Genomic DNA, 23758 nt, shown 5'->3' on the forward strand with positions numbered 1-23758 from the left:
GTGCTGCGTACTGCTGTCGCGGTCATCACCGGCCGGAACCCTTCCACTGATCGGCCCCAGCACGCGTCACACCGCGGGCCACTGCCCGGAACCCCCTACCTTGATCGGTCCCGGCCACCTGGCTTCACTGCCTACTGCGATCTATCCACACTGCAGGTACTGCTGATACTGCGGACTACCTGACTACTGCGTACTACCTTGCTCCGCGGGCACTCGAACTCGCCCACGTCCTGCACTGCCTCACCGGGGCCGCTACCGCTGACTTCAACTTCACAACCCGGCCCCGGGTACTGCTCCGGTCACCAGCCGAGACCTGTTCACTGATTGGCCCCGTCCTGCCTGACCCTTGTCTCACCTCGCGGGTAGTTACGTCCTCTCCCGCGCCTGCTAGACGTTGTCTCTCTCGGTACGAGCAGAACTCTACACACACCCACCGCCGAATGTCTAACCCGGCCACCATAGATTTACTACGCGACCCGAACGGGGTACCCCACCTCACGGAGTTCGCAGGTCAACCTTCGGCCCCCCGGACCCGACGCACTCACGCGGCCGAACTGCCGGGCCAGCACGCCCAGCACGACCCCACCGACAAGCCGCACCAGCTCCCCACGACCCTGGCCAGCCGGATCTACAGCCGCCTCGGCGCTTGACCGCAGGCCGATCTCCACGCCGTCCGGCCCTGCCGCCGGCCGGCGCGGAGCAGGTGAGGCGGGGTACCCGCCGCCGATGACGACCACCTCTGCCTATCCGGTCACTGCGAGTGATGGAGGTAGGGCTCCAGCCGATCGGCCAGCGACCTGCGGGTCCCGAGGGGCGCGGGGCCGGCACTCTCCTGGCCGGTGTGGTGTCCGGCGACGGCGTCGGCGACGAACCGCGCGACCGTGCCCGGGGGCGGCACGAGGTCGCCGCCGCCTTGGCGCGCGATGACGACCGGGTCGTCGGCGGGGTCGGTTTCCACCGCGAGCGACCAGCCCCGCTGTTCGCTCCACACCAGCATGACGTCGTGGTCGGGCCGGTCGAGCCATCGCCGGGGCAGGCCGAGGTAGGCGGTGGCCGTGTCGCTGATCTCCACCGTCGTGCTCTCGACCGGGACACCGACCGCGGCCGCGACCGCCCGCACGTACTCGGCCAGGCCTCGCTCGAGGGTTCGGGCGTCGGGTTCCGGGTGCTCCATGCCCGCCACGCTAGAGGGCCGCCGATCGGCGTGCCGGACGGCCCGTGCCGTCGTCGGCATGAGCTGAGGCTGGTGGATGGGCAAGCACAGCCGGCGCCGCGCCAATCCCAACCACGATCCCGGCATCGACATCCCGCAGCTCGCCCGCCGCCGCGCAGGCCTCTCCCTCGGCAAGCAGCGCCACGCACGATCGAGCAGCCGCGTCAGGGCGTCGGTGCACTCACCGGGGTCACGCAGGGCAGGCGGTCCGGCACTGCGTGTCGATGCGCGGCTGAAGTCGCGTCGTCGCCGTTGAGCACCACCGACCCGGTGGCCCTCGCCGGATTTCACCCTTCGCGCACTCAGTGCAGTCGTCGTGTACTGTCGGTGGTGTCCGAGAGCATTTCGTGCGTGAGTGATCGAACCTACGCCGTCCTCGGCCCCAGTCCGGCCAGCCTCAACCGCCGGAGACGGGAGCACCGACATGACGTCGGGCCCGAACACCACCTCCTCCACGCAGCCGGTCACCGAACCACGTCTGCGGTTGAAGCCGGCGGCACCCGCCACCGGACACGTCGACGGTGCGTGGTGGCCCCGGACCCGCGACCTGGCCGCCGAACTGCCCGCGCTGCTCGCGGCACTGGCCGCTCGGCTGGGACGCATCGACCGGGTCACCTACCACCTCGGCGATTGGCCGGATCCTCCCCGGCGCGTCACCTTCGATGACAGCGTCGTCCGGCTCGAGGGATTCCGGTCGCAGGCCTCCGGCAGCTTGACGGTGATCGGCTGGAACCGGCACCGGACGACCCTGCTGGTCGTTCCGCCGGAAACCAGTGCCGACGTCGCACAGCACACTCTCACGACCGCCGCGGACCCGGGCAACACCGACGACAGCGCACAGCCGCTCGCTGCCCCCGGTGCCGCCGCCGAGCGCGAGCAGACCACCCGCGGCGTACCACTGCGGTCCTGAACCACGCCGCCCACCGGCGGCATCCACGAGAGGATTACCCCGATCAGTATTTCCACATTGGACAGTTCGATGTTCAGCCACCCCATCGCCGAGCAACCCCGGCCCGGAGCGCTCACGGCGTCCCAGGACTACCGGTACGGGAGCCTGTTCCTCCAGCCGGTGTACACCCCGGCACCGTCAACCGACGGCGCGAACGAACCCGGCCCGCAACGGCGGCCCGGCGCGGCGAGCACGTGGGCACACGACCCGTCCGGACGCCGCGCCCACCGGTGATACAGGGCGTTGTACCGGCAGGCTGGGCGTGGGTTTCCGCCATCATCACAGCGAAGGTGAGCGCGAACTCGAGGTCGAGAATTCGTGCGAGATTTCCCATCCGCTCGGGCGTAACGCGTTTGTCCCATGCACCAGTCATCGAGGAAGGCGGCGTCGCCGGAACGGGGACCGGCGGCACGGCCGGAGTCACGTGCGCGACGTGTCCGCATGCCCAGGACTCGCATGATTCGATCGCACGCCGTTACTGCACTGCCACCGTGGCGGGTGGGTTCAACCGCCGATGCGTCTGCGTCGGCGGCACGACGAACCTGTGAAGGAAATCATGACTACGGATGTCGCGTTTGTGTCGCGGTACGATCTGCGGGTCAAACTGGTGCGAGATGTTCTGAAACAGAACACGAAATTGTCCGACAGTGCCGGCCAGGCACTGGCTGTGCAACTACTCCACACCATGGACTCGATCCTCGAACGAATGCGGTGAACAAGCGCTGGGGCCCCCGGCCTCTCCGTGTCGGGCGCTCCAGCCGGCCGGATTAGCGCTGCGCGCATCACCGTCGCGCAGTCCGGCTTGGCAACGGGCGCTGTCATCCGCGCCTGCGATGCCGGCGCCGGGCCATTCGTCTCCGATACCGGCGCCCTCACCCGAGGACCGGGCGGCGTCGTGCGATGTCTGCCGGGCCGGGTTCGTCCGGCCGGGTGGTCAGGCTGCGTACGCCGGAACTGAAGACGGTGGGCAAGCAAGCGCCAGGAGACGGCGGCTGCGGATCAGCGTGCCACTGCGCTGGTGCGCGGTGGCGGGGTCAATAGTGAAGTTGAAGCCCCCAGACCTCGGCGATCGTGGTTTCCGCGGCGCGGGCCGTCCGGCTCGGCGCCCGAACCGGACGACGAGGTGGCACGCGTGGCAAGGGCCTGTTGGGAACGGGGCCGGGTTCTCGTCGCATTCGGCACGCCTTGGCAACGGCGAGGGCATCGGGTCGAAGTGAGCCCAACTGTTGCTGGGGGTGGCCGCCGCAGTGATGTTCGTCCTGGCCTGCCTGGTGGTCGCCGGCGGTCTCACGGCCCCGGCACAGCGTCCCGCCCGGTCGCGCCGTCGCGTCGGCGGGCTCCGCGCATCCGTCCTACCTGATCAACGTGCACATCCTGGGCTCAGTCGCGTTTCGGGTCGCTGCGCCACCGGATGGTCCCGAAATCGGGACCATCCGGTGGCGCTGAGGCCCCGGTCGGTTGCTCGATGGACTCGCCACGCTTGTCGTGATCGCTGGTGCCGAATGGTCCCTCACGTGGTGACCAACGGCCCTCGTGCACTCGGGGCGGCGCGGCGATGCTGGAGCGGGCCTACCGGACAGGAGTTGCCGCACCGCCGCGCCGGTGCCGATCGCGGGCCGTGGCGCTGGGCTTCGTTGAGGATGTGAATCCACAGTGGAGTGCCGGGTTCAGGCTGACACAGGCGTGGTGACGGCACGGCTGCGAGCATGGTGCCATGATGAGCCGGGTGAGCTTTGAAGAAGCCTGCGCGAGGGTGCGGGAGCTGTGCGTCGAGCAGCTGGGCGAGCATGTCGGCACACAGGTCGCGGCACTGGCGAAACCCGGGTTCGGCTTGCGTCCGGTGAAGCCGGGCATCACCGCGGCCGGCATCGGCAGGTGGGGCGGTTCGGCGTTGCTGAATCCCGGCACGCCGTGGCCCGAGCACGACGGCGTTCCGCTCAGCCTGTTCGCCGTCCTGGACGTCGATGCGCTCGGCTCCTGGCTCGGCGACGAGCGCCCACCCGACGGGCTGCTGAACATCTTCCTCTTCGATCCGGACATCAAGCGCGGACACGTGCTCGAGGGCTCGCCCCTCCTGGACTTGGACGACCCGCGATGCTGCCGGATCATCCCGGCGGACCCGGCACTGGCGATCGAGCAGGCAGCACCCGCACCGGCATCGATCCACGCCCCGGAGCCGTTCTACGCGGTACCCGTCGTGACATTGCCCTCAATGCGCGGAGTCTCCTACGACCCGATCCTCGACACGGTGGACTACGGCGGAGAAACGGAAGATTCCCTCTACTACCGGTCGGCGCCGGGCTGGCTGGCTTCGGACCGCCTCGGCGACGCCTGGCTCGAGTTCTGTGAGCGTGAGCAGGGCCTGTACAAGTACGAGGATGTCTTTTTCTCGCCCGACCAGGCGTTCGGCTGGCCGCACCTGGAGAACAGCTTCACCCAGCTGAAGGAGCCGTACCGCCATCTCATCACTATCGGGCACCACGACCTCGGCGACGGCGGCTACGTGCACTTCATCCTGCCGCCGAAGGCGTTCCGCGTCGGGGACTACGAGCAGGCAGTCGCTTTGTTCGAGGGTTTCTAGGCAGCAGCTCGATCAGCTCGTACAGGTCGGTTTGCGCCGTGAGGAGCCCAGGGCACAGGACCAGCGGCTGTCCCCGGCCACCGCGGGTGACCGAGATCTTGACGCCGTTGCGGTGGACTTCGAACCGACCGGCTTTCGTAGTCATGGCAACCATGCTGAGGGGTTGACCTTACGTCAGGGTCAACCCCTCAGTGGCTCGGCCCAGCCGGGTGGTGGCGGCCTGCCGCGGGTCTTCGCAGAAGCAGCGGTTACGCCTTCTCGCATGCGTTCGAGCGCCAGTTCGGCGTCGCGTCGGGCGGTTTCCGGGCCGACTGGTGACGGCAGACCGCCGTACCCGGGCGGACGCCAGGAGGGCCGCCGAACCGGCACTCGGCGGGGTGAACGCCGGTCCTGGGACACCGGGCTGACAAACTCGGGGCCGTGATCCTCGGATATGTCCTCGCCGTGCTGGCCGCGGTCGCCTCGGGCAGCGGCTCCATCCTGGAGTCGGCCGGGGTCCGGCGGGCCGGCGCCTTCGGCGGCTCGCCGCAGGACCTGGTCGCGCTGCGCCGGCAGCCGCTCTACTTCCTCGGGCTGGGGGTGGATCTGCTCGGGTTCGTCTTCGCCGCGGCCGCACTGCACCGCCTGCCCCTGTTCCTGGTCCAGTCGGTGCTCGCGTTCAGCGTCGGCGTGACCGCGACGATCTCCGCGATCCTCGGCGTCCGGCTGGCCGGTGCCGGGTGGGCCGCGCTGGGGGTCGGTGCGACCGGCCTGGTCCTGCTCGGCCTGTCCGCGGATCCGGGCCCGGCGCGCCTGTTACCGCCCGGGTGGAAGCTGCTGCTGGTGGGCGTGGCGGTGGTGATCGCGGCGATCGCGTTCACCGCCCAGCGCAGCACCGGCCGCTGGTCGCCGATCGTGCTCGGGTTCTGCGCCGGGCTGGGGTTCAGCACCGTCGGGATCTCGGCACGGACGCTCGACGCGTCCGGGCCGGCCTGGCGCCTCGTCGCGGAGCCGGCGCTCTGGGCGATGATCGCCAACGGGCTCGTCGCGGCGGCCGCGTTCGCGATGGCCCTGCAACGCGGCCGGGCGACCGCGGTCACCGCCATCATGTTCACCACCAACACGGCGGTGTCCTCGCTCATCGGACTGGTGGTGCTGGACGACCGCGTCCGCGCCGGCTTCACCGCCGCGGCCGCCGCGGGCTTCGTCCTCGCCATCGCCGGGGCGATCGGTACCGCGCACTACGCGACCGCCCATCAAACCGAGCCCAGTACGTCCGCCGCGTGAGCGAAGCCGGCGGACGCCGAACCTTTCAGCCGGAATTCCACGGCATTCGAGGCTGCGCAATCGCGCCCGGCAAGAGGCGATATGGCGCGGCTTCGCCGGCTGAGCCGCACGCTCGGCGGCAGAAGAGGACATTTTGGAGTGCCGTAGGGGCCGTCCATGGCTTGGGCTGCGGCGCTCGGCAAGTTCGAGCTGCTCGGGCAGAATTCACCGGTCACCTGAGGATCGCCGAACAGCCAACCGACTGCTCCGCGTCCGCGAGGATCTCCATGAGCTCGGTGAACACCGGGAACCGCATGCGCCCCGGCGATCGGACTACGGCGTTGGTGCCGCGGCCGGCGAAGGTCAGAAGGTCGTCGTCGGCGGCACGGTCACCGTCCAGCTGGACATCCAGGCCACGCTCGAATCCCGTCTCTGACAACTGGTGCTCGGCATGGCAGTGCGTTCGTCGGTGCTCGAAGATCGGCAGAAAGAGGGCGGATGGCTTATTCGGTCTCCGGACGTGCTCGGGGCGGCTAGCATCTGCCGCATGTTCGGGAAACGAGGCCGTCGGGGTGACGTCGGAGCAGGCGCGAAGCGCCTGCCGGATCTGGAGTTCCTCGCCCTGGTGCGAGCCAGCCTCGAGGCGTGTGCACCCGGCGTGACAAGTGGCGCCGAACTCAAGGCCAATGCACTGATCAGCCCTCGGGGTTGGGCGGTGGGCGTAACACCCCCACAGCATGGCGGCAACCATCACTATGACCTCGTCGCGCTGCCCGACATCACCATCCAACCCGACGTGCCGTGTTTCCTCGACTGTGCCATGGCCTACTCCGGAAATCCCGGGCACGCGGCCGACGCGTGGACGCAGACGGCGGGCGCGTGCCTGCTGGAGCTGCTCGATCGGCGCGGGCGTTTCGCCGAACACGTCGGACCCGGCCAAACCCGCGGCGTTTCGGGCTGGCACACGATCACCTCCGGCGCGGTTGCCTTCGGCCTCGATGCCGACGAGAACCGGCGCCTGCAGTTCACGCTGCTGGAGGCGAACGTGCTGCCCAGCATCGCCGCCACGTTCAGCGCCGACCTGGAATCACCGTTCTTCAACGGCGTAAAGGTCTTCTACGGCGGGCAGCCCGGGGCGATGCAGGCCGAGATCCGGGTCAACGGAGAACGACACGACGCCGCATCAGCCGCCATGGCAGCGCTGAACCTGCCTGAGCCGACCACGTTCACCGCTGTCCGCTACTACGCGCTGCTGCTCCCGGTGCCGGCCGGTGGCGGGGAACCGGACTACCCGGCCACGTCCCTCGAACTCTAGGCGCGGCGGGACCACGACCCATGTCACCGGTGCCACGTGTGGTTGGGGTGGCCACCCGGACCTGGATCATCCCGGCTTCGGTCCCGAGTCGCCGCAGCTCGTCGCGGAACTGTCCGAGGAAGAACTTGGTCACATGTTCGACCGCTGCTCCCCGTCGGCGTGTTCCCCCTTGATCGCGCCGACCTGGTCGCGGATGGCGGTGTCGAGGTCGGTGGCGGTCAGTCCGAAGGTGTCCGCCGTTTCTGTCGCGTCCATATGGAATGGCGCGTACCACTGGTAGTCCATCTCGGCCATCTCGCGGGCGATGGGCACGACCAGCCCGGCCGTGCGCATCGCGAAGCGCGGCATCTGGATCAGTTTGATCGGCGGCCGGCCCGCGGCGATGGCGTAGCGTCGTGCGAGCTCGCGGATGGTGACGGCTGGTGGGGATGGCACGTGCCAGGCTCGGCCCCGTGCGCGTTCGTCCTGGACGAGCGTGACGAGGGTTTTGGCCATGTCGCCGTTGAAGGTGAAGGTGTGCGGCATGTCGAGGTGGCCGGTGATCCACGCGGCACGGCCCTTCTTCAAGGCCGGCTCGATGAGCAGGGAGTAGATGCCGTTGGCGTCCTTGCCGATGTAGTCGGAGCCGCGGACCTCAATGGTGCGGATGCCGGCGGTGAGGGCCTGTTCCCACATTCTTCTGCGCAGGCGGCCCTTGCGCCCGGTGGCGGCCATCGGAGTGTGCTCGTTCATCCGGCCGCCGGGCTGCGGTCCGTAGGCGTAGAGGCTGCCGGTGAGCGCCAGGACCGCGTCGTTGGCCTTCGCGGCGGCGATCACTGCGGTCTGCACGGGCGGCAACAAGCGCTCCCACATCGTGTACGAGGGCGGGTTCGCGCAGTGGTAGATCACCTTCGCGCCGTGGGACAGCTGGGTCATTCGTGAGGGGTCCGAGGCGTCCGCGGCGACCCGCTCGATCAGCGGGTGCGCGGGGCCGGAGCCGCTGCGCGTGACGATCCGGACGCTGTCGCCGCGCTCGACCAGCAGGCGGGCGACGTTCGTGCCGATGGAGCCGGCGCCGATGATGACATGTTCGGCCATGACGGGTTTTCTCCTTGAGAGCCTCGAGATCCGGTCGGTCGTCCACACCGGAGCCGGTGTAGGCCGGCACCTCGGCCGGCATTCCGGCGACTTCTTCTAACAGTGTTAGATTTCCTAACGTCGTTAACTTAGCCGCGCCGAGATGTCGTCGTCAAGGGACGGCGGCTAGTGTCCGAGGACATCACCGAAGCGAAGTGGCGGAGCATGCCGACCAGCACGAGACGGGCCCGGGAACGGGCGAGCACCCGCGAACGGATCATCGAGGCCGCGCTGCGCGTCCTCGAGACCGAAGGCGTCGCGGCGCTGACGATCCGGCGCATCGCGACCGACATCGAATACTCCGCACCCGTTGTCTACCAGCACTTCGCCAACAAGGACGCGCTCGTGCTGGAGTTGGTCGCGCACGGCCACCGCCTGATGCTGGCCGAGTTCCGGCAGGCCGTCGAGGAGCCCGGTATCGACCGGCGCATGATGCGCATCGCGTCCGAGTACGTCCGGTTCGCCGGCGAGCACCCACACCTCTACGAGGTGATGAACGGCGCAGTAGTCGACGCGGACGAGCGCCGGCGCGCCGCGGAACCGGCCATCGCCGTCCTGAAGGAACTGCTCGCCGCCTGGTCGGACGCACACGACATGGTCCTGGCCGACCCCGATGAGGCCTGCGAGATCATCTGGGGCACGCTCTACGGCATAGCCTCGCTAGGCTATCTCGGCACTGTCGGCAATGAGCGCGCCCGGCGGCTCGCCGAGCAGGCGCTCCGCGCGATCCTTCTCGGCTGGCGAACCGAGGCACCGGGAAACGAGTAGTCCGGCACCGCCGTCGGCGCCAACGGCTGAGGCGTGTGCGCTTGCCGCGGTGTACGTCTGTGAGGGGAAGCCCCGCGATCTGAGGCGACATCGCCGGATGCCGGCCGGATTTGATGGCCCAGTTGGGTACCGGCGTAGACGAAGTTGACGGCGACGTGCTCATCGGTGGCGAGATACGGCTGCGCGGTGACCACCATGTCCGGGAAGGCGGTGATCCGGTCCTGGTAGGTAGGCGCGCACTCCGTGCTTGGCGGCACTACCAGATCGTCTTCGGCGATGGCGCGCTGATGTCCAGGTGCAGTTCGGGGAACTGACCGCGCAGCCAGGGCACGTAGCCGATGAATCCCTCGGCGCCGTCCGGGGCGCCGGGGTTGTGCTGGGTGTAGGTGGTGCCCAGGTGGGCGGCGGCCTGCTCGGGCTGGCCGTCGTCGAACGCCTGCTGGTAGAAGGCGAGCACGAGGGCTTTGTTCGCGGCTGCGGACATGGGTTTGGGTCCTTCTCGGCAGAGCGGGGTGTTTCAGCTGTCCGGGGTTGCGGCGTCGCGCACCAGGGCGGTGTCGACGAACTGCTCGAAGCGCACGATCAGTCCGCCGCGTACGGTGAAGTGGTGGGCGACCCGCGCGTTCAGGTGCTTGCCGGTGGTTTTGTGGACCGCGGTGTAGCGGGCCAGGACCACGACGTTCTCACCGTCGACGACGTAGGTGTCGTCGTGCGCGGCCCAGTCGTCCCAGTCGGCGCCGAGCCGCTGCATGACGTTCGCGGTCACGCCGTCAGGCGTGCGGTAGGTGCCGGCAAGCGGAAAGCCGGCCATCTCGGTCCATTCCACGTCCGGGGCGAGCGTGGCGCGCAAGGCGGCCAGGTCGCCGGCGGCCGAGGCGAGGTACTGGCGGCGCACCACGTCGGCCGGTGCGCTGCTCGTGGCGAAATCGGTCTCGGTCATGGTCAGCCCCACGCCATCTCGCCCTTGACGACCTTCGGACCGAGCTGTGCGGCGATCTGCATGCCGGCCTGCGGGTACGCCTTGAGCAGCGCCTCGGTGGCGGCGGCGCCGTCGGCGGCTTCGGCCACGATGCGGCGGAACGCGGCGATGTATTCGCGGGTGTAGGCCAGTGCGGACGCGTCGGCGGGGGTCGCGGGCTGCCGGTGGCCGGGCACGACCAGGATGGGGTCGAGGGTCTGCATGTCGGCCAGCAAGGCGTCCCAGGCGTCGAGCTGCTCGTCGCGCGGGGTGTCCGCGATCCAGACGTGCTCGTCGGCGAAGACCAGCACGCCGCCGAGGATCGCGCGGTCCTCGGCCTGGTAGAGGTAGGTGCGGTCGGGCAGCGCCGGAGGGGCGCCCTTGAGCTCGAAGGTGTGGCCGGCGAACTGCAGGTCGCCGGTGAGCAGCTCGGTCTCGATCAGCCGGGTGGGCAGGTTCGCGCCCAGCGCCGCCCAGGCCTTGAGCTTGCCCTCGTACTTCTTGGCCATCGCGGTGGCCACCTCCGGGGTGGCCAGGAACCGCGCGCCGGGGAACGCGTCGGCGATCACTTCGGCGCCGAAGTAGAAGTCAGGGTCCGCGTGGCTGATCACCACGGTGGTCAGCTGCCTGCCGGAGTCGAGCACGGCGGCGGCCAGGCGGTGCCCGTCCGCGCGGGTGAACCCGGCGTCGACCAGAAGTGCCTCGTTCTCGCTGGTCACCAGGGTCGCGGTCTTGTTCTTGACGCCGGCGGGGAAGTCCCCGTCGATGATCGTGTAGGTCAGGTTGGTCATGCTGCTCGCAGCCTCCTCATGGCGGGCCCGGCGGTCGGGCACGACTCAATATATACCTCTCTGGCGAGCTAAAGTACCTCATCGGCGAGGTAAATTCCCGGGGTCCGATATCATCGGCAGCGTGGATGAGGAGTTGCGCGCGCTGGTGGCCGACGAAGGAGTGGTGCTGTGGGGCCGGGTGGTCAACCTGCACCGGGCCCTCAACACGCTGCTGCACGCCGACATCCGCGCCGCCACCGGCCTCGACGGCACCGAGTTCGAGTTCCTGCTGCGCCTGGCGCGCTTCCCCGGCCCGCGCACCCACGCCAGCATGGTCGCCGCCCGGATGGGTTACAGCTCCGCGGGCACCACCAAGCTGGTCGCCCGCCTGGAAGACAAGGGCGTGATCCGCCGGGAACGCGACCCGCAGGACGGCCGCGCCTTCCGGGTCGCGCTGACCGATGCGGGCCAGGCGGCCCTGCGCGCCGGGCTCAAAGCCCACATCCCGCGCCTGGACGCCGAGATGATCAACCGGCTGACCGCGGCCCAGCGCCGACAGCTCCAGGACCTGCTACGCCGCATCGACCCCGGCGAGACAACCGCCACACCCAGGCGGGAAACCCAGTGACTTTTTCCGCATGTGCCGGCGATCGCAAGACCGCCGAGCCACCGGCCTGCGGCGGATTCTGGCCAGGGTGAAGAAGCGGAGAGCCAGTCGGTGTGACGGCGTTTCAGGGCGTCGCGTTCACCGGTCGTGGGCGGCAGTACTGCCGCCGGAACCGAACCGGGTCGACCGGCAACGTTCGGCAGCCGTGACGGCGTGGGCCGGGAACGGTCAACTTCGATCGCCTGTCGATGCAAGTTTCATCCGTTACCGCGCCCGTGCACCTTTCACGGTCACTTGACACCGATCATCGCCGGGGAGTTACCTGTTTTCGGGGTCACGCCAGGGATCGGTGCCGGACCGGTCGCGATGGCGCGACCGCATCAGGCCGCCGTGCCCGCTTCCTGCGCCGACGCCTGCCCATCGCCCCTTTCGGACTGTGCCGCCCGCAGAGATGTCGACGACGCCATCGGAGGTCGCATGCGCCCCTTCACCCGCAAGCCGCGCCGGTCACCGCGCTCCCGGCCCGGTGCGCTCGCTGTCGCGATGGGGCTCGCCGTCGCGCCGGTCTTCGCCGTGGTCGCGGCACCGCCCGCGGATGCGGCGTCGACGCTGCGTTCGCTGGCCGAGGCCCAGAACAGGTACATCGGCACCGAGCTCACCGGCAACATGGTGAACAACGCGACGATCACCTCGCTCGCCGGCACCCAGTTCGACATGGTGACCCCCGGCAACGAGATGAAGTGGGACACCACCGAGCCCCGCAACGGTTCGTACAACTTCGGTCCCGGTGACAACGTCGTGTCCTTCGCGCAGGCGCACACCATGCGCGTGCGCGGGCACAACCTGGTCTGGCACGCACAGCTGCCCGGGTGGGTGAACAGCCTGCCGCGCAACCAGGTCCAGGGCGCGATGGAAGCCCATATCACCACCGAGGTGAACCACTACAAGGGCAAGATCTACGCCTGGGACGTGATCAACGAACCCTTCAACGAGGACGGCAGCCTGCGCCAGGACGCCTTCACCAACGCCATGGGCACCGGCTACCTCGCCGACGCGATCCGCACCGCGCACAACGCGGACCCCAACGCCGTGCTGTACATCAACGACTACAACATCGAAGGCGAGAACGCCAAGAGCAACGGTCTTTACAGTCTCGCGCAATCCCTGCTGTCCCAAGGCGTGCCGCTCGGCGGTATCGGCCTCGAGAGCCACTTCATCGTCGGCCAGGTCCCGTCGTCCATGCTGGCGAACATGCAGCGCTTCGCGGCGCTGGGACTGGACGTCGCCATCACCGAGCTCGACGACCGCATCCAGCTGCCCGCATCCAGCAGCAGTCTTCAGCAGCAGGCCAACGACTACGCCACCGTGGTGAAGGACTGTCTGGCGGTCACCCGCTGCCCGGGCGTATCGCAGTGGGGCGTCGGCGACGCCGATTCCTGGATTCCCGGGACCTTCCCCGGCTACGGCGCCGCGAGCATGTACGACAACAACTACCAGCCCAAGTCCGCCTACAACGCCACCGCGACGGCGCTGGGCGGCCCGCCTCCCACCGGCGGCGGCGGACCGTTGCACGCGGTGGGCGCGGGCAAGTGCCTGGACGTGCCGAACTCGACCACCGCGGCCGGCACGCAGGTGCAGATCCGGGACTGCTCGGGCGGATCGAACCAGACCTTCACCCACAGCTCCTCGGGCGCGCTCAGCGTGTACAACGGCGGCGACTGCCTCGACGCCAACGGGAAGGGCACGAGTCCCGGCACCAAGGTGATCATCTGGCCCTGCAACGGCCAGGCCAACCAGCAGTGGACCGTCAACGCCGACGGGACGGTCACCGGCGCGCAGTCCGGGCTCTGCCTGGACGTCACCGGAGGCTCCACCGCCAACAGCGCCCTTGTCGAACTGTGGACCTGCAACGGCCGGAGTAACCAGCAATGGACCCTCGGATAGCCGCGTAGCAACGACAACCACGACGACCTCTGCTGGGAAGGAACTCGTCATGTCCAGGTTCAGCGGGCTGGTCCGGCGTTGGCGGGCGCCGGCGGTCATGGTCGGTTGCCTCGCCCTGGCCACCGGTGGCGTCGTGGCCGTCACCGCAGCACCGGCCGAAGCCGCGACTTCGATCACGATCAACGGCTCGTCGGGCGGCCGCACGTTCGACGGCGTGGGGGCGATCAGCGGCGGGGGCGGCAACTCGCGCCTGCTGATCGACTACCCGGAGCCGGAGCGCGGCCAGATCCTGGACTACCTGTTCAAGCCCGGCTACGGCGCTTCGGTGCAGATCCTCAAGATCGAGATCGGCGGCGACACCAACTCCACCTCCGGCGCGGAGCCGAGCGTCGAGCACACGCGGGGGACCGTCAACTGCGACGTCGGCTACGAGTTCTGGCTCGCCGAACAGGCGAAGGCCCGTAACCCGAACATCAAGCTCTACGGGCTGGCCTGGGGAGCGCCCGGCTGGATCGGCGGCGGCAACTTCTGGTCGACCGACACGCTCGGCTACCTGACCACGTGGCTGGGCTGCGCCAAGCAGCACAACCTGGCCATCGACTACCTCGGCGGGTGGAACGAGCGCGGCTACAACGTCGGCTGGTACGAGAACCTGCGCTCCACGCTCAACTCCGGCGGCTACTCGGCGGTGAAGATCGTCGGCGCCGACTCCGATTGGTCGATCGCCAACGACATCAACTCCAACCCCGCTCTCGCCTCGGCCATCGGCATCATCGGCGCGCACTACCCGTGCGGCTACCGTTCGTCCCAGTCGAACTGCAGCGTGCCTTCGGCCGCCACGTCGTCCGGAAAGCCGTTGTGGGCCAGCGAAAACGGCTCGGACGACTACAACGGCGGCGCGCAGGCCATGGCTCGCGGCCTCAACCGGGGGTACATCGACGGGAAGATGACCGCCTACCTCAACTGGCCGGTGATCGCCGCGATCACCCCGAACCTGCCGTGGCCGACCATGGGTGTCGCGCTGGCCGCGCAGCCGTGGTCCGGCCACTACGCGATCGGCAAGAACGCCTGGGTGATGGCCCAGACGAGCCAGTTCACCGCGCCCGGCTGGAAGTACCTCGACGGCTCCAGCGGTTACCTCGGCGGCAACCGGAACAACGGCAGCTACGTTTCGCTGAAGGCGCCGAACAACCAGGACTACAGCACGGTCATCGAGACGATGGACGCAAGCGGGCCGCAGACGCTGGCCTTCACCGCGACCGGTGGCCTGTCGACGGGCGCCGTGCACGTGTGGGCCACCAACGTCAACTCCGGCAACGCGGCCGACTACTTCGTGCACACCACCGACATCACCCCATCCGGCGCCAGGTTCAGCCTGACCGTGCAGCCCGGGTACGTCTACACCCTCACCACGACGACCGGGCAGGGCAAGGGCACGGCGGCCGGCCCGGCGCCGGGCGCACTGAGCCTGCCGTACAGCGACCCCTTCGACAGCAACGCGATCGGCACCGAGGCGAAGTACCTGATGGACTGGCAGGGTTCCTTCGAAGTGGCGGCCTGTGGCGGCGGCCGTGCGGGCCGGTGCGTACGCCAGATGAGCGCGCAGGCGCCGATCACCTGGGACCCGTTGACCGACCCGCACACCCTGCTCGGCGAGCTCGGGTGGAGCAACTACACCGTTTCGTCCGACGCCATGCTCGAAAAGCCCGGGTACGCCGAGGTGATCGGGCGCGCCGGCAGCCAGAGCTACACCGGAGCCGCCGGGCTCAACGCCTACCACCTGCGTGTGAGCGACACCGGGAACTGGTCGATCCTGAACTCGAACACCAACGGCACGGTCTCCACCCTCGCGCACGGCACAGTCGCGGCGCTGGGCACCAACCGGTGGCACACCCTCGCGCTCACCTTCTCCGGCAGCACCATCACCGCCGTCGTCGACGGCGCGACCGCCGGCTCGGCGAACGATTCCACCTGGGGCGCCGGCCAGGTCGGCTACGCCACGAGCCAGGGCGAGACGGCACAGTTCGACAACCTCTCCATCACCCCGGGCAGCGGCGGAAACGGCGGCACGACGTCGACAGTCGTCGGCGCCGGTTCGGGCCGCTGCCTCGACGTGCCCAACGCTTCGCAGACATCGGGCACCCAGGTGGAACTGTGGGACTGCAACGGTGGTGCCAACCAGCAGTGGACCTCGACCGCCGCCGGTGAGCTGCGGGTCTACGGCAGCTCCTGCCTCGACGCCAGCGGGCAGGGCACCACCCCCGGCACCAAGGCGATCATCTGGACCTGCACCGGCGGCGCCAACCAGAAGTGGACGCTCAAGTCCGACGGCACGATCGTCGGCACCCCATCGGGACTGTGCCTGGACGCCATCGGGAACGGCACCGGCAACGGAACGCTGATCGACCTCGCCACCTGCACCGGCGGCAGCAACCAGAAGTGGGCGCGGAACTGATCCGGTCGACCGGGCCGGGTGAAGTCGTCGCATCCGCCTCGGCTTCACCCGGCAACCCGAGGCGGGCCCGCTGTGGCTGGGAGCGGCGGTCTTTCAGCGCCTGATCAGCGGGAGCAGTACTTCGTCGACGATCGTGGTCACCCCGGCCGCGGTCACCACCCCGGCCTCCAGGTGTTCGACGAGAACCAGGCGTGGCCCGACCGCCGCGATGCGGGCGGTGACCGCGGCGGGCCGCGCCTCCCCGCGTTCGGCGGCGTGGGCCAGCAGGTCGAGGATCAGCTCCTGACGAGGGCGCAGCACGAGCGCGCGGACCCGGGCGAACAGTTCCGGGTGCCTCGCCCGCTGGGTGATCAGGGCGAGCAGGGCCCGGCCCTGCGGCTCGTCGAGCACGCGAGCCAGCCCCCCGAGCAGGACCAGCAGGTCACCGCGCAAGCTGCCGGTGCCCGGCGGCGGAGTCGCCCCGAATCCCGCGACCGGATCGGTGAGCGCGGCCAGCACCAGATCTTCGGGCGTGGACCACCGCCGGTAGAGCGCCGCCTTTCCGGTTCGCGCACGGACCGCGACCTTCTCGAAACTCAGCTCTTCGAAGGAGGTTTCGGCCAGTTCGCGCAGCGCCGACTCGAGGATCGCGCGGACTAGTGCGTCGCCCCGGCGCCGCGTTCCCGTCATCGTGGCCCCTCTCGTGTACGGTCGTTAGTGAACGATACCGTTCCTTATCGGGGGTGCGTCATGACGGCCATCACGAACGTGCGGATCTTCGACGGCACCGGGCTCAGCGAACCGCGAACCGTCTTCGTCGACGGCGGCAGGCTGGCCGCGGAGGCGAGCAGCGGCCGGACGATCGACGGAACCGGGAAGGTCCTGCTCCCCGGCCTCATCGACGCCCACGTCCACCTGCGCGGCCGGGAAAACCTCGAGCAGCTCACCCGGTACGGCGTCACCACCGCGCTCGACATGGCGACGACGTCCGCCGAACTGCTGGCCGCACTGCGCGACCAGCCCGGCCTCACCGACATCCGCAGCGCCGGCGTGCCCGCGATCGGCCCCGGCGGCAACCACGCCCGCATGCCCGGCATGCCGGCCGAAGCGGTCGTCACCGACCCCGCGCAGGCGAAGGACTTCGTCGCGGCACGCAAGGCGGCGGGGTCGGACTACCTCAAGATCGTCTTGGAGGCGCCCGGCGGAGGTGGCCCCGAACTCCCCGTGGCCTGTGCCCTTACCGGAGCCGCGCACGAAGCCGGGCTGCTGGTCATCGCGCACGCCGCGAACACCGGGGCGTACACGATGGCTTTGGACGCGGGCGTGGACGTCGTCACGCACGCGCCGCTGGGGCCGCCGATCGCGGGGGAGGACGTCCCGCGCGTGAAGGTCGTCGTGCCGACGCTGACGATGATGAAGGGCATTTCGTCGGGGATCGGGCAACCGCGGCTCTACGAAGGCGCGAAGACGTCGGTCACCCTGCTCCACCGCGCGGGCGTACCCATCCTGGCCGGCACCGACGCGAACGCCGCGCCCGGCTCTCCGTCCCCCGTCGAGCACGGCGCGAGCGTGCACGACGAACTCGAGCTGCTCGTCGCCGCCGGACTGTCCACTGTGGATGCGCTACGCGCGGCGACCGAGCTGCCCGCGAAGCACTTCGGCCTCACCGACCGCGGCGCGATCCGGCCCGGGCTGCGCGCGGATCTGGTCCTGGTCGACGGCGACCCGGTCGCCGACATCCGCGCCACCCGCGCGATCAGCCGCGTCTGGTGCGAGGGCGTCGAGTAGCGCCGTCATGAGGAGGCCGGAGGTTCGATCCCCGCCGGCCCCGAAGCGGGGCACTGACGATGCAGCCGGGAACGGAGTCGACGAGGGAGTTTCCGCTGTGAGGGGTAACAGCAGCGATCCCCGGCGGTATATGTGCAGGTCAAAGCCCGCCTTTGTTGCCGGCGGCAGCCGGGGCTGGGGAGGTCGGTTCAGTTCCCGGAGTCCGCCTCGGCGGCCTGCGCATCCGCGGCCTCGGCCGTGGTGGACCAGCTCGCCAGCAGTTTCAGGGCGTCCTCGGCCGCGGAGCCGGGGGCCGCGTTGTACAACGCCGCGACCAGCCCCGAGCCGTCCGGCAGGTACATCGATTCGAAGAGACGTCAGCGCCAGCGAGACAGCCACCACCACAACAACCACCACCACCTTTCGAGCCGCGCCCGGGACTTCTCCATCCTCACGCCGTGATGCCACAGGAACAGCAGGACGGTGGCGCCCGCGCCGAGCAGAGTCAGCAGGCTGCCGGCCACGATCGGCATGGTGTGCTTGTCACCCTGGTCGAGTTCCGCGCGCCGTTCGTCCGGCCACACCCGGATCTGCACCCGGCGGCCCGGGACGATCACACGCCCCTGGTGGTGCTCGAAGGTCTCTGTCCTCGTCACCCCGTCGGGCCCGGTGTACTCGACGTCCGCGGTCAGGTGCTCCCGGACCCCGGTCGCGACGACCCGCCCCGGGAACAGCCCCGCCGACCGGTTCACATCCGCGGCCACGGAAACGCCGGCCCACACCGCCGCGAGCCCGCCGAACAGGACCATCAGGGGAAGCCACAACAAGGCCCCCGCGGGCAGCCACGACTTCGACGACGTCATGCCTCCAGCACGCCGGGAAGGCCGCCGCGGTTGCCCGGCGGCCCGGGTCTTTGCCCGGGCCGTTCAAGGATTCACAGCTTCAGTCGGCTGTCAACGGCCTTGCCAAAGGTCTGCGCGTAACACGCGGTGAGTTCGGCGACAGAGCTGCCGGCCTCGCGGTGGTGTCGGCGTCCGCTCGTCGGCATTTGCGTGCGTCGGAGCACTGCCGTCACCGGTCCGAGAAAGCAGCAGGTCGGGCAGGTGAGGAAACCTGATTGCTTGCCGAGGCCGTCGACGCGATCATGGGCCGGTGTCTGTGGACGTGCGGCTGGAAGAGGTGAAGTCCGGGCTTCGTGGCGCGCTCACCTGGCGGGGCGACCGCCCGGATCGGCATCGCTATGCCGACGTCACCGGTTGGTGGCGTCGCCCCGACCTGCTCAAGTGTCTCGGTCCCGCGCTGGCGCAGCTGTTCGCGGGCGAGCGACCCACGGTCGTCCTCGGGCCGGAATCGCGTGGCTGTCTCTTGGGGCCGTTGGTCGCTCTGAGCTTCGACGTCGGGTTCGTTGAGGTTCGCAAGGACCGCGTGGGGTCGAGCGACAGTGACGTCTGGTTGCAGCGAACCGCGCCACCGGACTATCGAGACCGTCATCTCACTCTCGGTTTCCGCAAGAGCCTGGTCAACAGTGGCGATCGAGTGCTGTTCGTCGACGACTGGGTGGAGACCGGCGGGCAGGCCTGTGGTGCCCACCTGTTGACCCAGGATGCCGGGGCCACGTGGCTCGGTGCTGCGACGGTGGTCGACGCGCTGAGCAGCAATCAGGTCCGACGGCACCTGAACGTCCGATCACTGCTGCACGTCCGAGAGCTCTGACTCTTCGGCGGCTGAGCCGCGGCCTCGGTCAGGCAGCGGCGCAGCAGATCGGCGTCGCGGAGGGCGGTGTTCGCGCCCCGAAGGCCTCGCCGCTCGGCGTGGAACGTGATCATCGCGCTCGCGGTGGCATCCAGGGGTGTCTCGATGTCCGGGGCGGCGGGCGTCGTTGTCCAGGGGAGCCGGTGGCCGGTGAGCTGCTCGGCGTGGTTGAGCAGTGTGGACAGTGCGGCTGCCGTCCGCGAGAAGCCGGGTGATGGTCGTTTTCCCGACCGGGCGGCCCCCAACGGACACTGACGAGCGAGGGATCGGCCGCCGGGGGAAGCTAGCGGCGCTCATCGAGCGCGGGGGCGGTCGCGTCGCGGCAGCCGCTCGACGACCAGGTCGTCCCGGAGCCCGGGCGACGGCGGGCGATGATCTGCAGCCAGTTGCGCGGGACGCGGGTGAGGTTCAGCTGGGCGAAAGCATCCGCGGCGCCGCGGTACAGAGCCTGTGCGCCGAGCGGGATCGGTACGCCAGGGAGCGCACCCTCGATGAACAACCGGTACCGGCCGATGTCCTGGAACGACTCGAGCGTCATCTCGGCCTGCTCGTGCTCGCAGTACTCGACGTCCAGCCCGTGCTCGCCCAGCATCGCGGCGTACTCCGCTCCCGAGAGCCAGCGCATCGCCTCCGCCCGGTCACGCGAAACCGGCACCTCTGGATGTTCGCGGCGCAGCCAGCGCATGGCCCCGATGGTCCACATCCGGTAGAAGCGTTCGGTGTCCGCGACGTAGCAGCCGGAGAAGAACGTGCTGTTGATGGCGACCACCCCGCCGGGCGCCATCGCTTCGGCGATCATCCGCACGGTCTCGGCCTTGTCGTGGATCAGGTGGATCGCGTTGCAGAAGAACAGGGCGTCGACGTCGTGGCCGAGCGAGCGCAGTTCGCCCGCGTCGCCCTGAAGCCACCGGACCGGCATGCCGGCATCGGACAGCCGTCGCCGCGCTTCGGCGAGCGCGGCGGGCGAGGGTTCCACCGCGACCACGGTCGCGTCCAGCTGACGGGCACGCAGCGCCGACACGACCAGCTCGGTGATCGCGCCCGTGCCGCAGCCGAGATCGACCACGGTGCGGTGACCGCCCGCCGGCAGGCCGGCGATCGCGCGCTCGACGAGCGATCGGTTCACCTCCAGGTAGAACTCGTGGTGGCTGAACGGATCGAAGGAGAACAGATCGATCTCGCCGGCGATATCCGTCATCGGTTACGGCCTCTCTCGAGCGGGGTGGACGCGCAGGGGGGCGCTGGTTCTGGCGAGGAATCCGAGGATTTCCCGATAGGACCCCAGCACCCCGGTCTGCGCGTACGGGATGCCGCGTTCGGCACAGAACGCCCGCACGATCGGCCGGGCCGCCGGCAGCCGGTTGCGGGCCATCGTCGGGAACAGGTGGTGCTCGATCTGCGAGTTCAACCCGCCGTACCACAGGTCGACCAGCGGCGAGCCGACCACGTTGCGTGCAGTGACGACCTGCCGGGCGACGAAACCCAGCTCGTCGGCCGCGTCCAGCAGGGGCATGCCCTTGTGGTTGGGCGCGACCACCGAGCCCGCGTACAACCCGAACAATGCCTTCTGCACGACCATGATCAGCACCGCCTGCCCGACGGACAGCCTCGTCATCACCAGCGCGAGGTACCCGGGGTAGTGCGCCAGCATCAGCGTCGCCTCGACGGCGACCAGCCGTGCGCGACCCCGCACCAGCGTGGTGATGCTCTCGATCAGGAACAACAGCGCGACGAACGAGTACAGCGGGACCTCGAGCACGGCCTGGTGGCGCATCATGAGCCGGACGAAGCCCCGGCTGCGCACGGCGTCACGTTCGGTGAACGCGGTGAACGTCCTGGCCAGGCTGGGATCGCGCCCGATCCGGTTGGGGTGGCGGTGGTGCCCGTTGTGGTCGGCCACCCACCAGCTCCAGCTCCACCCCATGATCAGGTTGCCGAGCAGCAGGCCGGCGACCGTGGTGGCCCGCTGCGAGCGGAACACCTGCCGGTGGCCGAGATCGTGCACGAGCAGGCCGGCCCGGCCGTAGGCGAACGCGAGCGGGACGCACAGCGCCAGCCGCGCCGCCGGCCCGTCCGCCAGCACGATGCCCGCGAAGCCACCGCCGAGCAGGCCGAGCGTGACCACCGTCGTGCGCGCGTAAAAGGCCGGTGCGGGCTCGAGCAACCCGGCCCGGCGCACCCGGCCGCGCAGCTCCAGGTAGTCGGCGCTCGTCGTCACGTACTCAGGCATGCGCCACTCGCCGGTGCCGCCGTCCGGCCGCGGCGAGCGTCCCGAGCAGCAGCGTCAAAGGCCCGGCGACGAGGTGGAACCCGTTCTCGAACGCGTCCAGCTCCAGGCCGAGCGGGTGGTGCGCGATCACACCCCACACGCCGAGGGCGGTGTAGAACACGCCGAACGACAGCGCCAGGCCGACCGCGAACCCCGCCCCGCGCGCCACCAGGAGCGCGGCGAGGGCGGCGGCGCCCCACCCGACGTGCAGCCAGGCGTGTGCCGGGTCGATCCCGAGCAGCCCGCGCACCAGGTAGGGCGCGGTGCCGGCGAGATCGGGGTCCGCGCGGAACAGCAGCGAACCGGCGCCCTGCAGCAGAAGGCCCGCCATCAACGCGACCAGGTATGCCCGCAGCGCCCGCGCGCCGGGTCTCGATTCGCTCGCGGGCTCCCTCATGACGCCAACCTCGCCGTGCGCACCAGGGCCGTTCCCCTGCTTCGAAGCAGCACGACCGCCAGCAGCGCCGCGTCCACGCCGAAAACCACGAACCACGCCACTGTGGACGGGCCTGCCTTGAACCGGTCGAGGTTCGCCAGTGAAACGCCGAGCACGAGCAGCACGGTGCCGAGGTTCGCCGCGGTCCAGATCCAGCCCGCCTCCGGCCGCACGTCCATCGTGACCAGCACCCCGCCGGCGGCGAAGGTCAGCAGGAACACGCTGTAAACCTGGGCGAGGATCGGCGTCAGGGACCACGGCCACAGCTGAACCGCGAAGTCGGGGGCGACCAGCATGACCACCCCGCACACCGCGAGCAGTGCCGTGTAGGCGCCGGTCAGCGGCGCGAACCGGTGGTGGCCGGCGGGCCGGTTGTCCTTGCCGCGCAACAGGTACAGCGCCAGTGCCGCGATCACCACGTCGACGCCGTAGAAGATCAGCCAACGGGCCGGAAAGTCGTCCGAGCCGAACTGGCCGAGGTGCGGCAAGGTGAGCAGCAGCAGGCCACCGGTGACCGTCCCGACGCTGACGAGCGAGATCCGCACCGCGACGTACCTCGGCGCCGCCGCACTGAACAACCCGGTCAGCGCGCCCATGCCGTAGAGGGAGGCCACGAACCGCGCGTTGAGCGGGGTGGCCGGCCACGGCAGGTTCTCGGAGATCAGCTGCGGCCAGATCAGCGCCCGCCCCAACATGAGCGCCTGCACCACGACGAGCGCGAAGAACACCCGCAGCCACCACGGGTTCCTCATGGCGGTGCCTTCGCGCCGAGCCGTCGCCTGGCCCGCAGTTCCGGCGGCACCCGGCGCACGTGGCTGACCAGCCGGAGCCGCTCGAGACCGAGGATCACGTACCCGGAAAGGTCCACCTGCCACCAGTACAGGCCGTGCATCGCCGAGCTGGGGAAAGCGTGGTGGTTGTTGTGCCAGCCCTCACCGAAGGCGAGCACGCCCATCGGCCAGTTGTTGCGGCTGCGGTCGCCGGTCGCGAACTCGGCTCGCCCGAACGTGTGGCAGATCGAGTTGACCGCGAAGGTGACATGGAGCGTGAAGAACAGCCGGATCCAGCCACCCCACAGCAGCCCGGTCCAGCCGCCGAGCGCGAACGGGACGGCGAAGGACAGTGCCGCCCAGTACCAGAACGTGCGCTGGAAGAAGCGCACCATCCGGTCGTCACGCAGCCGAGGCGCGTAGGTGTCGGGATCGTCGGGGTAGCCGGGCAGGAACCAGCCCATGTGCGCGTGGAAGAACCCGCGGACCGGGCTGTGCGGATCGGCGTCGTCGTCGGAGTGGGCGTGGTGCTCGATGTGGATCGCCGCCCACCGCACCGGGTCGGCCATGCCCGCCATGCACCCCAGGGCGAGCAACACGAAACGCACCGCCGGGCGCGCCTGGAAACTACGGTGAGTCAGCATCCGGTGGAAGCCGACGGTCAGGCCGAGGCTCGTCGCGACGTACATCCCCGCGAAGATCGCGATATCGCGCCCGGTGGTCAGGTTCTCCCAGGTCAGCACGGCGCCCGCGGCCACCGCCAGTATCGGGAGGAGCACACCGAGCAGGGTTGCGGCGCGTTCCAGCGGCCCCACCGCGTGCCGTTCCCGACGCTCGGAAGTGTCCATGGGCGCCTCCTCTGAG

Annotated in this window: 27 protein-coding genes; 13 read left to right on the forward strand and 14 right to left on the reverse strand. The window is 69.7% G+C overall.

Features of this window, described 5'->3' with window-relative positions; genetic code table 11:
* Positions 1–751: 751 nt before the first annotated feature.
* On the reverse strand, positions 752–1174 hold the full coding sequence (locus CF165_RS10960) for a DUF6292 family protein (protein WP_093947372.1): 423 nt from the start codon (positions 1172–1174) through the stop codon (positions 752–754).
* A gap of 463 nt (positions 1175–1637) precedes the next feature.
* Between CF165_RS10960 and CF165_RS10965 the strand changes: the two genes are divergently transcribed.
* The 6 genes from CF165_RS10965 (at position 1638) to CF165_RS10990 (ending at position 6009) form a co-directional block, all read left to right on the forward strand.
* Complete coding sequence (locus CF165_RS10965; RefSeq protein ID WP_093947373.1) at positions 1638–2123, forward strand: DUF5994 family protein; 486 nt, start codon at positions 1638–1640, stop codon at positions 2121–2123.
* Between the two features lie 57 nt (positions 2124–2180).
* On the forward strand, positions 2181–2396 hold the full coding sequence (locus CF165_RS10970; protein ID WP_093947374.1) for a hypothetical protein: 216 nt from the start codon (positions 2181–2183) through the stop codon (positions 2394–2396).
* 56 nt (positions 2397–2452) lie between these two features.
* Positions 2453–2710: an RGCVC family protein gene (locus CF165_RS52040; RefSeq protein WP_143268536.1), complete on the forward strand. Its 258-nt coding sequence runs from the start codon at positions 2453–2455 to the stop codon at positions 2708–2710.
* An 8-nt stretch (positions 2711–2718) separates the two neighbouring features.
* Positions 2719–2877: a DUF6307 family protein gene (locus CF165_RS52510; RefSeq protein WP_093947656.1), complete on the forward strand. Its 159-nt coding sequence runs from the start codon at positions 2719–2721 to the stop codon at positions 2875–2877.
* 1011 nt (positions 2878–3888) lie between these two features.
* Complete coding sequence (locus CF165_RS10985; protein WP_158226760.1) at positions 3889–4743, forward strand: DUF1963 domain-containing protein; 855 nt, start codon at positions 3889–3891, stop codon at positions 4741–4743.
* A gap of 420 nt (positions 4744–5163) precedes the next feature.
* Complete coding sequence (locus CF165_RS10990) at positions 5164–6009, forward strand: hypothetical protein (RefSeq protein ID WP_093947377.1); 846 nt, start codon at positions 5164–5166, stop codon at positions 6007–6009.
* 211 nt (positions 6010–6220) lie between these two features.
* Here the strand turns inward: CF165_RS10990 and CF165_RS50095 are convergent, their stop codons facing one another.
* Positions 6221–6427: a hypothetical protein gene (locus tag CF165_RS50095; protein ID WP_143268537.1), complete on the reverse strand. Its 207-nt coding sequence runs from the start codon at positions 6425–6427 to the stop codon at positions 6221–6223.
* A 108-nt stretch (positions 6428–6535) separates the two neighbouring features.
* On the opposite strand from CF165_RS50095, the gene CF165_RS50100 reads away from it, so the two are divergent.
* Positions 6536–7303, forward strand: coding sequence for a DUF6348 family protein (locus tag CF165_RS50100; RefSeq protein ID WP_143268539.1), 768 nt, complete (start codon positions 6536–6538; stop codon positions 7301–7303).
* Between the two features lie 129 nt (positions 7304–7432).
* Here the strand turns inward: CF165_RS50100 and CF165_RS11005 are convergent, their stop codons facing one another.
* Positions 7433–8380, reverse strand: coding sequence for an NAD-dependent epimerase/dehydratase family protein (locus CF165_RS11005; RefSeq protein ID WP_093947380.1), 948 nt, complete (start codon positions 8378–8380; stop codon positions 7433–7435).
* A gap of 204 nt (positions 8381–8584) precedes the next feature.
* Here CF165_RS11005 and CF165_RS11010 point away from each other — a divergent pair, with 204 nt between their 5' ends.
* On the forward strand, positions 8585–9187 hold the full coding sequence (locus tag CF165_RS11010; protein WP_093947657.1) for a TetR/AcrR family transcriptional regulator: 603 nt from the start codon (positions 8585–8587) through the stop codon (positions 9185–9187).
* Between the two features lie 256 nt (positions 9188–9443).
* Here the strand turns inward: CF165_RS11010 and CF165_RS11015 are convergent, their stop codons facing one another.
* Genes CF165_RS11015 through CF165_RS11025 form a run of 3 tightly spaced genes read right to left on the reverse strand, consistent with a single transcriptional unit; the run spans position 9444 to position 10936 of the window.
* A complete protein-coding gene (locus CF165_RS11015; protein ID WP_240521538.1) occupies positions 9444–9671 on the reverse strand; it encodes a nuclear transport factor 2 family protein in 228 nt (75 codons plus the stop codon).
* A 33-nt stretch (positions 9672–9704) separates the two neighbouring features.
* Positions 9705–10127 carry a nuclear transport factor 2 family protein gene (locus CF165_RS11020; RefSeq protein ID WP_240521539.1) on the reverse strand — a complete coding sequence of 141 codons (423 nt, stop codon included), beginning with the start codon at positions 10125–10127 and terminating at the stop codon, positions 9705–9707.
* A 2-nt stretch (positions 10128–10129) separates the two neighbouring features.
* On the reverse strand, positions 10130–10936 hold the full coding sequence (locus tag CF165_RS11025; RefSeq protein ID WP_093947382.1) for an MBL fold metallo-hydrolase: 807 nt from the start codon (positions 10934–10936) through the stop codon (positions 10130–10132).
* A gap of 121 nt (positions 10937–11057) precedes the next feature.
* Between CF165_RS11025 and CF165_RS11030 the strand changes: the two genes are divergently transcribed.
* The 3 genes from CF165_RS11030 (at position 11058) to CF165_RS11040 (ending at position 15921) form a co-directional block, all read left to right on the forward strand.
* Entirely contained in the window at positions 11058–11543 is a 486-nt protein-coding gene (locus tag CF165_RS11030) for a MarR family winged helix-turn-helix transcriptional regulator (protein ID WP_240521540.1), read from the forward strand.
* A 456-nt stretch (positions 11544–11999) separates the two neighbouring features.
* Entirely contained in the window at positions 12000–13466 is a 1467-nt protein-coding gene (locus CF165_RS11035) for an endo-1,4-beta-xylanase (RefSeq protein ID WP_093947384.1), read from the forward strand.
* Between the two features lie 49 nt (positions 13467–13515).
* Positions 13516–15921, forward strand: coding sequence for a ricin-type beta-trefoil lectin domain protein (locus tag CF165_RS11040; RefSeq protein ID WP_093947385.1), 2406 nt, complete (start codon positions 13516–13518; stop codon positions 15919–15921).
* A 93-nt stretch (positions 15922–16014) separates the two neighbouring features.
* Here the strand turns inward: CF165_RS11040 and CF165_RS11045 are convergent, their stop codons facing one another.
* The gene (locus CF165_RS11045) at positions 16015–16590 is read right to left on the reverse strand and encodes a TetR/AcrR family transcriptional regulator (RefSeq protein ID WP_093947386.1); all 576 of its coding nucleotides are present in this window, start codon (positions 16588–16590) and stop codon (positions 16015–16017) included.
* A 60-nt stretch (positions 16591–16650) separates the two neighbouring features.
* Here CF165_RS11045 and CF165_RS11050 point away from each other — a divergent pair, with 60 nt between their 5' ends.
* The gene (locus CF165_RS11050; protein WP_093947387.1) at positions 16651–17688 is read left to right on the forward strand and encodes an amidohydrolase family protein; all 1038 of its coding nucleotides are present in this window, start codon (positions 16651–16653) and stop codon (positions 17686–17688) included.
* Positions 17689–17876: 188 nt separating this feature from the next.
* Here CF165_RS11050 and CF165_RS11055 read toward each other — a convergent pair whose 3' ends face one another.
* Positions 17877–18029 (reverse strand): hypothetical protein, encoded by a 153-nt coding sequence (locus CF165_RS11055; protein ID WP_205660818.1) that lies wholly within the window; start codon positions 18027–18029, stop codon positions 17877–17879.
* Positions 18030–18044: 15 nt separating this feature from the next.
* Positions 18045–18530, reverse strand: coding sequence for a hypothetical protein (locus tag CF165_RS11060; protein WP_093947388.1), 486 nt, complete (start codon positions 18528–18530; stop codon positions 18045–18047).
* A gap of 289 nt (positions 18531–18819) precedes the next feature.
* Between CF165_RS11060 and CF165_RS11065 the strand changes: the two genes are divergently transcribed.
* Positions 18820–19380 carry a phosphoribosyltransferase family protein gene (locus tag CF165_RS11065; RefSeq protein WP_240521541.1) on the forward strand — a complete coding sequence of 187 codons (561 nt, stop codon included), beginning with the start codon at positions 18820–18822 and terminating at the stop codon, positions 19378–19380.
* Positions 19381–19702: 322 nt separating this feature from the next.
* Here the strand turns inward: CF165_RS11065 and CF165_RS11070 are convergent, their stop codons facing one another.
* The 5 genes from CF165_RS11070 to CF165_RS11090 are packed head-to-tail and all read right to left on the reverse strand — an operon-like array spanning position 19703 to position 23742.
* A complete protein-coding gene (locus CF165_RS11070) occupies positions 19703–20617 on the reverse strand; it encodes a class I SAM-dependent methyltransferase (RefSeq protein WP_093947389.1) in 915 nt (304 codons plus the stop codon).
* A gap of 3 nt (positions 20618–20620) precedes the next feature.
* A complete protein-coding gene (locus tag CF165_RS11075; protein ID WP_093947390.1) occupies positions 20621–21649 on the reverse strand; it encodes an acyl-CoA desaturase in 1029 nt (342 codons plus the stop codon).
* Positions 21642–22085, reverse strand: a complete 444-nt coding sequence (locus CF165_RS11080) for a hypothetical protein (protein WP_143268541.1) — start codon at positions 22083–22085, stop codon at positions 21642–21644. Before CF165_RS11080 ends, CF165_RS11075 begins: the two co-directional genes overlap by 8 nt.
* Positions 22082–22876, reverse strand: coding sequence for a hypothetical protein (locus tag CF165_RS11085; protein WP_093947392.1), 795 nt, complete (start codon positions 22874–22876; stop codon positions 22082–22084). The genes CF165_RS11080 and CF165_RS11085 overlap by 4 nt, the downstream gene beginning before the upstream one ends.
* Positions 22873–23742, reverse strand: coding sequence for an acyl-CoA desaturase (locus tag CF165_RS11090; protein ID WP_093947393.1), 870 nt, complete (start codon positions 23740–23742; stop codon positions 22873–22875). The genes CF165_RS11085 and CF165_RS11090 overlap by 4 nt, the downstream gene beginning before the upstream one ends.
* Between the last annotated feature and the right edge of the window lie 16 nt (positions 23743–23758).

The sequence above is a fragment of the Amycolatopsis vastitatis genome (genome assembly GCF_002234595.1).
Taxonomy (GTDB): domain Bacteria; phylum Actinomycetota; class Actinomycetes; order Mycobacteriales; family Pseudonocardiaceae; genus Amycolatopsis; species Amycolatopsis vastitatis.

Bases quoted from the DNA above. Each gene is read 5' to 3' on its own strand.
- CF165_RS10960 (WP_093947372.1), bottom strand. From the start codon at position 1,174: ATGGAGCACCCGGAACCCGACGCCCGAACCCTCGAGCGAGGCCTGGCC.
- CF165_RS10965 (WP_093947373.1), top strand. From the start codon at position 1,638: ATGACGTCGGGCCCGAACACCACCTCCTCCACGCAGCCGGTCACCGAA.
- CF165_RS52510 (WP_093947656.1), top strand. From the start codon at position 2,719: ATGACTACGGATGTCGCGTTTGTGTCGCGGTACGATCTGCGGGTCAAA.
- CF165_RS50100 (WP_143268539.1), top strand. From the start codon at position 6,536: ATGTTCGGGAAACGAGGCCGTCGGGGTGACGTCGGAGCAGGCGCGAAG.
- CF165_RS11005 (WP_093947380.1), bottom strand. From the start codon at position 8,380: ATGGCCGAACATGTCATCATCGGCGCCGGCTCCATCGGCACGAACGTC.
- CF165_RS11010 (WP_093947657.1), top strand. From the start codon at position 8,585: ATGCCGACCAGCACGAGACGGGCCCGGGAACGGGCGAGCACCCGCGAA.
- CF165_RS11015 (WP_240521538.1), bottom strand. From the start codon at position 9,671: ATGTCCGCAGCCGCGAACAAAGCCCTCGTGCTCGCCTTCTACCAGCAG.
- CF165_RS11020 (WP_240521539.1), bottom strand. From the start codon at position 10,127: ATGACCGAGACCGATTTCGCCACGAGCAGCGCACCGGCCGACGTGGTG.
- CF165_RS11025 (WP_093947382.1), bottom strand. From the start codon at position 10,936: ATGACCAACCTGACCTACACGATCATCGACGGGGACTTCCCCGCCGGC.
- CF165_RS11035 (WP_093947384.1), top strand. From the start codon at position 12,000: ATGCGCCCCTTCACCCGCAAGCCGCGCCGGTCACCGCGCTCCCGGCCC.
- CF165_RS11040 (WP_093947385.1), top strand. From the start codon at position 13,516: ATGTCCAGGTTCAGCGGGCTGGTCCGGCGTTGGCGGGCGCCGGCGGTC.
- CF165_RS11045 (WP_093947386.1), bottom strand. From the start codon at position 16,590: ATGACGGGAACGCGGCGCCGGGGCGACGCACTAGTCCGCGCGATCCTC.
- CF165_RS11050 (WP_093947387.1), top strand. From the start codon at position 16,651: ATGACGGCCATCACGAACGTGCGGATCTTCGACGGCACCGGGCTCAGC.
- CF165_RS11055 (WP_205660818.1), bottom strand. From the start codon at position 18,029: ATGTACCTGCCGGACGGCTCGGGGCTGGTCGCGGCGTTGTACAACGCG.
- CF165_RS11060 (WP_093947388.1), bottom strand. From the start codon at position 18,530: ATGACGTCGTCGAAGTCGTGGCTGCCCGCGGGGGCCTTGTTGTGGCTT.
- CF165_RS11070 (WP_093947389.1), bottom strand. From the start codon at position 20,617: ATGACGGATATCGCCGGCGAGATCGATCTGTTCTCCTTCGATCCGTTC.
- CF165_RS11075 (WP_093947390.1), bottom strand. From the start codon at position 21,649: ATGCCTGAGTACGTGACGACGAGCGCCGACTACCTGGAGCTGCGCGGC.
- CF165_RS11080 (WP_143268541.1), bottom strand. From the start codon at position 22,085: ATGAGGGAGCCCGCGAGCGAATCGAGACCCGGCGCGCGGGCGCTGCGG.
- CF165_RS11085 (WP_093947392.1), bottom strand. From the start codon at position 22,876: ATGAGGAACCCGTGGTGGCTGCGGGTGTTCTTCGCGCTCGTCGTGGTG.
- CF165_RS11090 (WP_093947393.1), bottom strand. From the start codon at position 23,742: ATGGACACTTCCGAGCGTCGGGAACGGCACGCGGTGGGGCCGCTGGAA.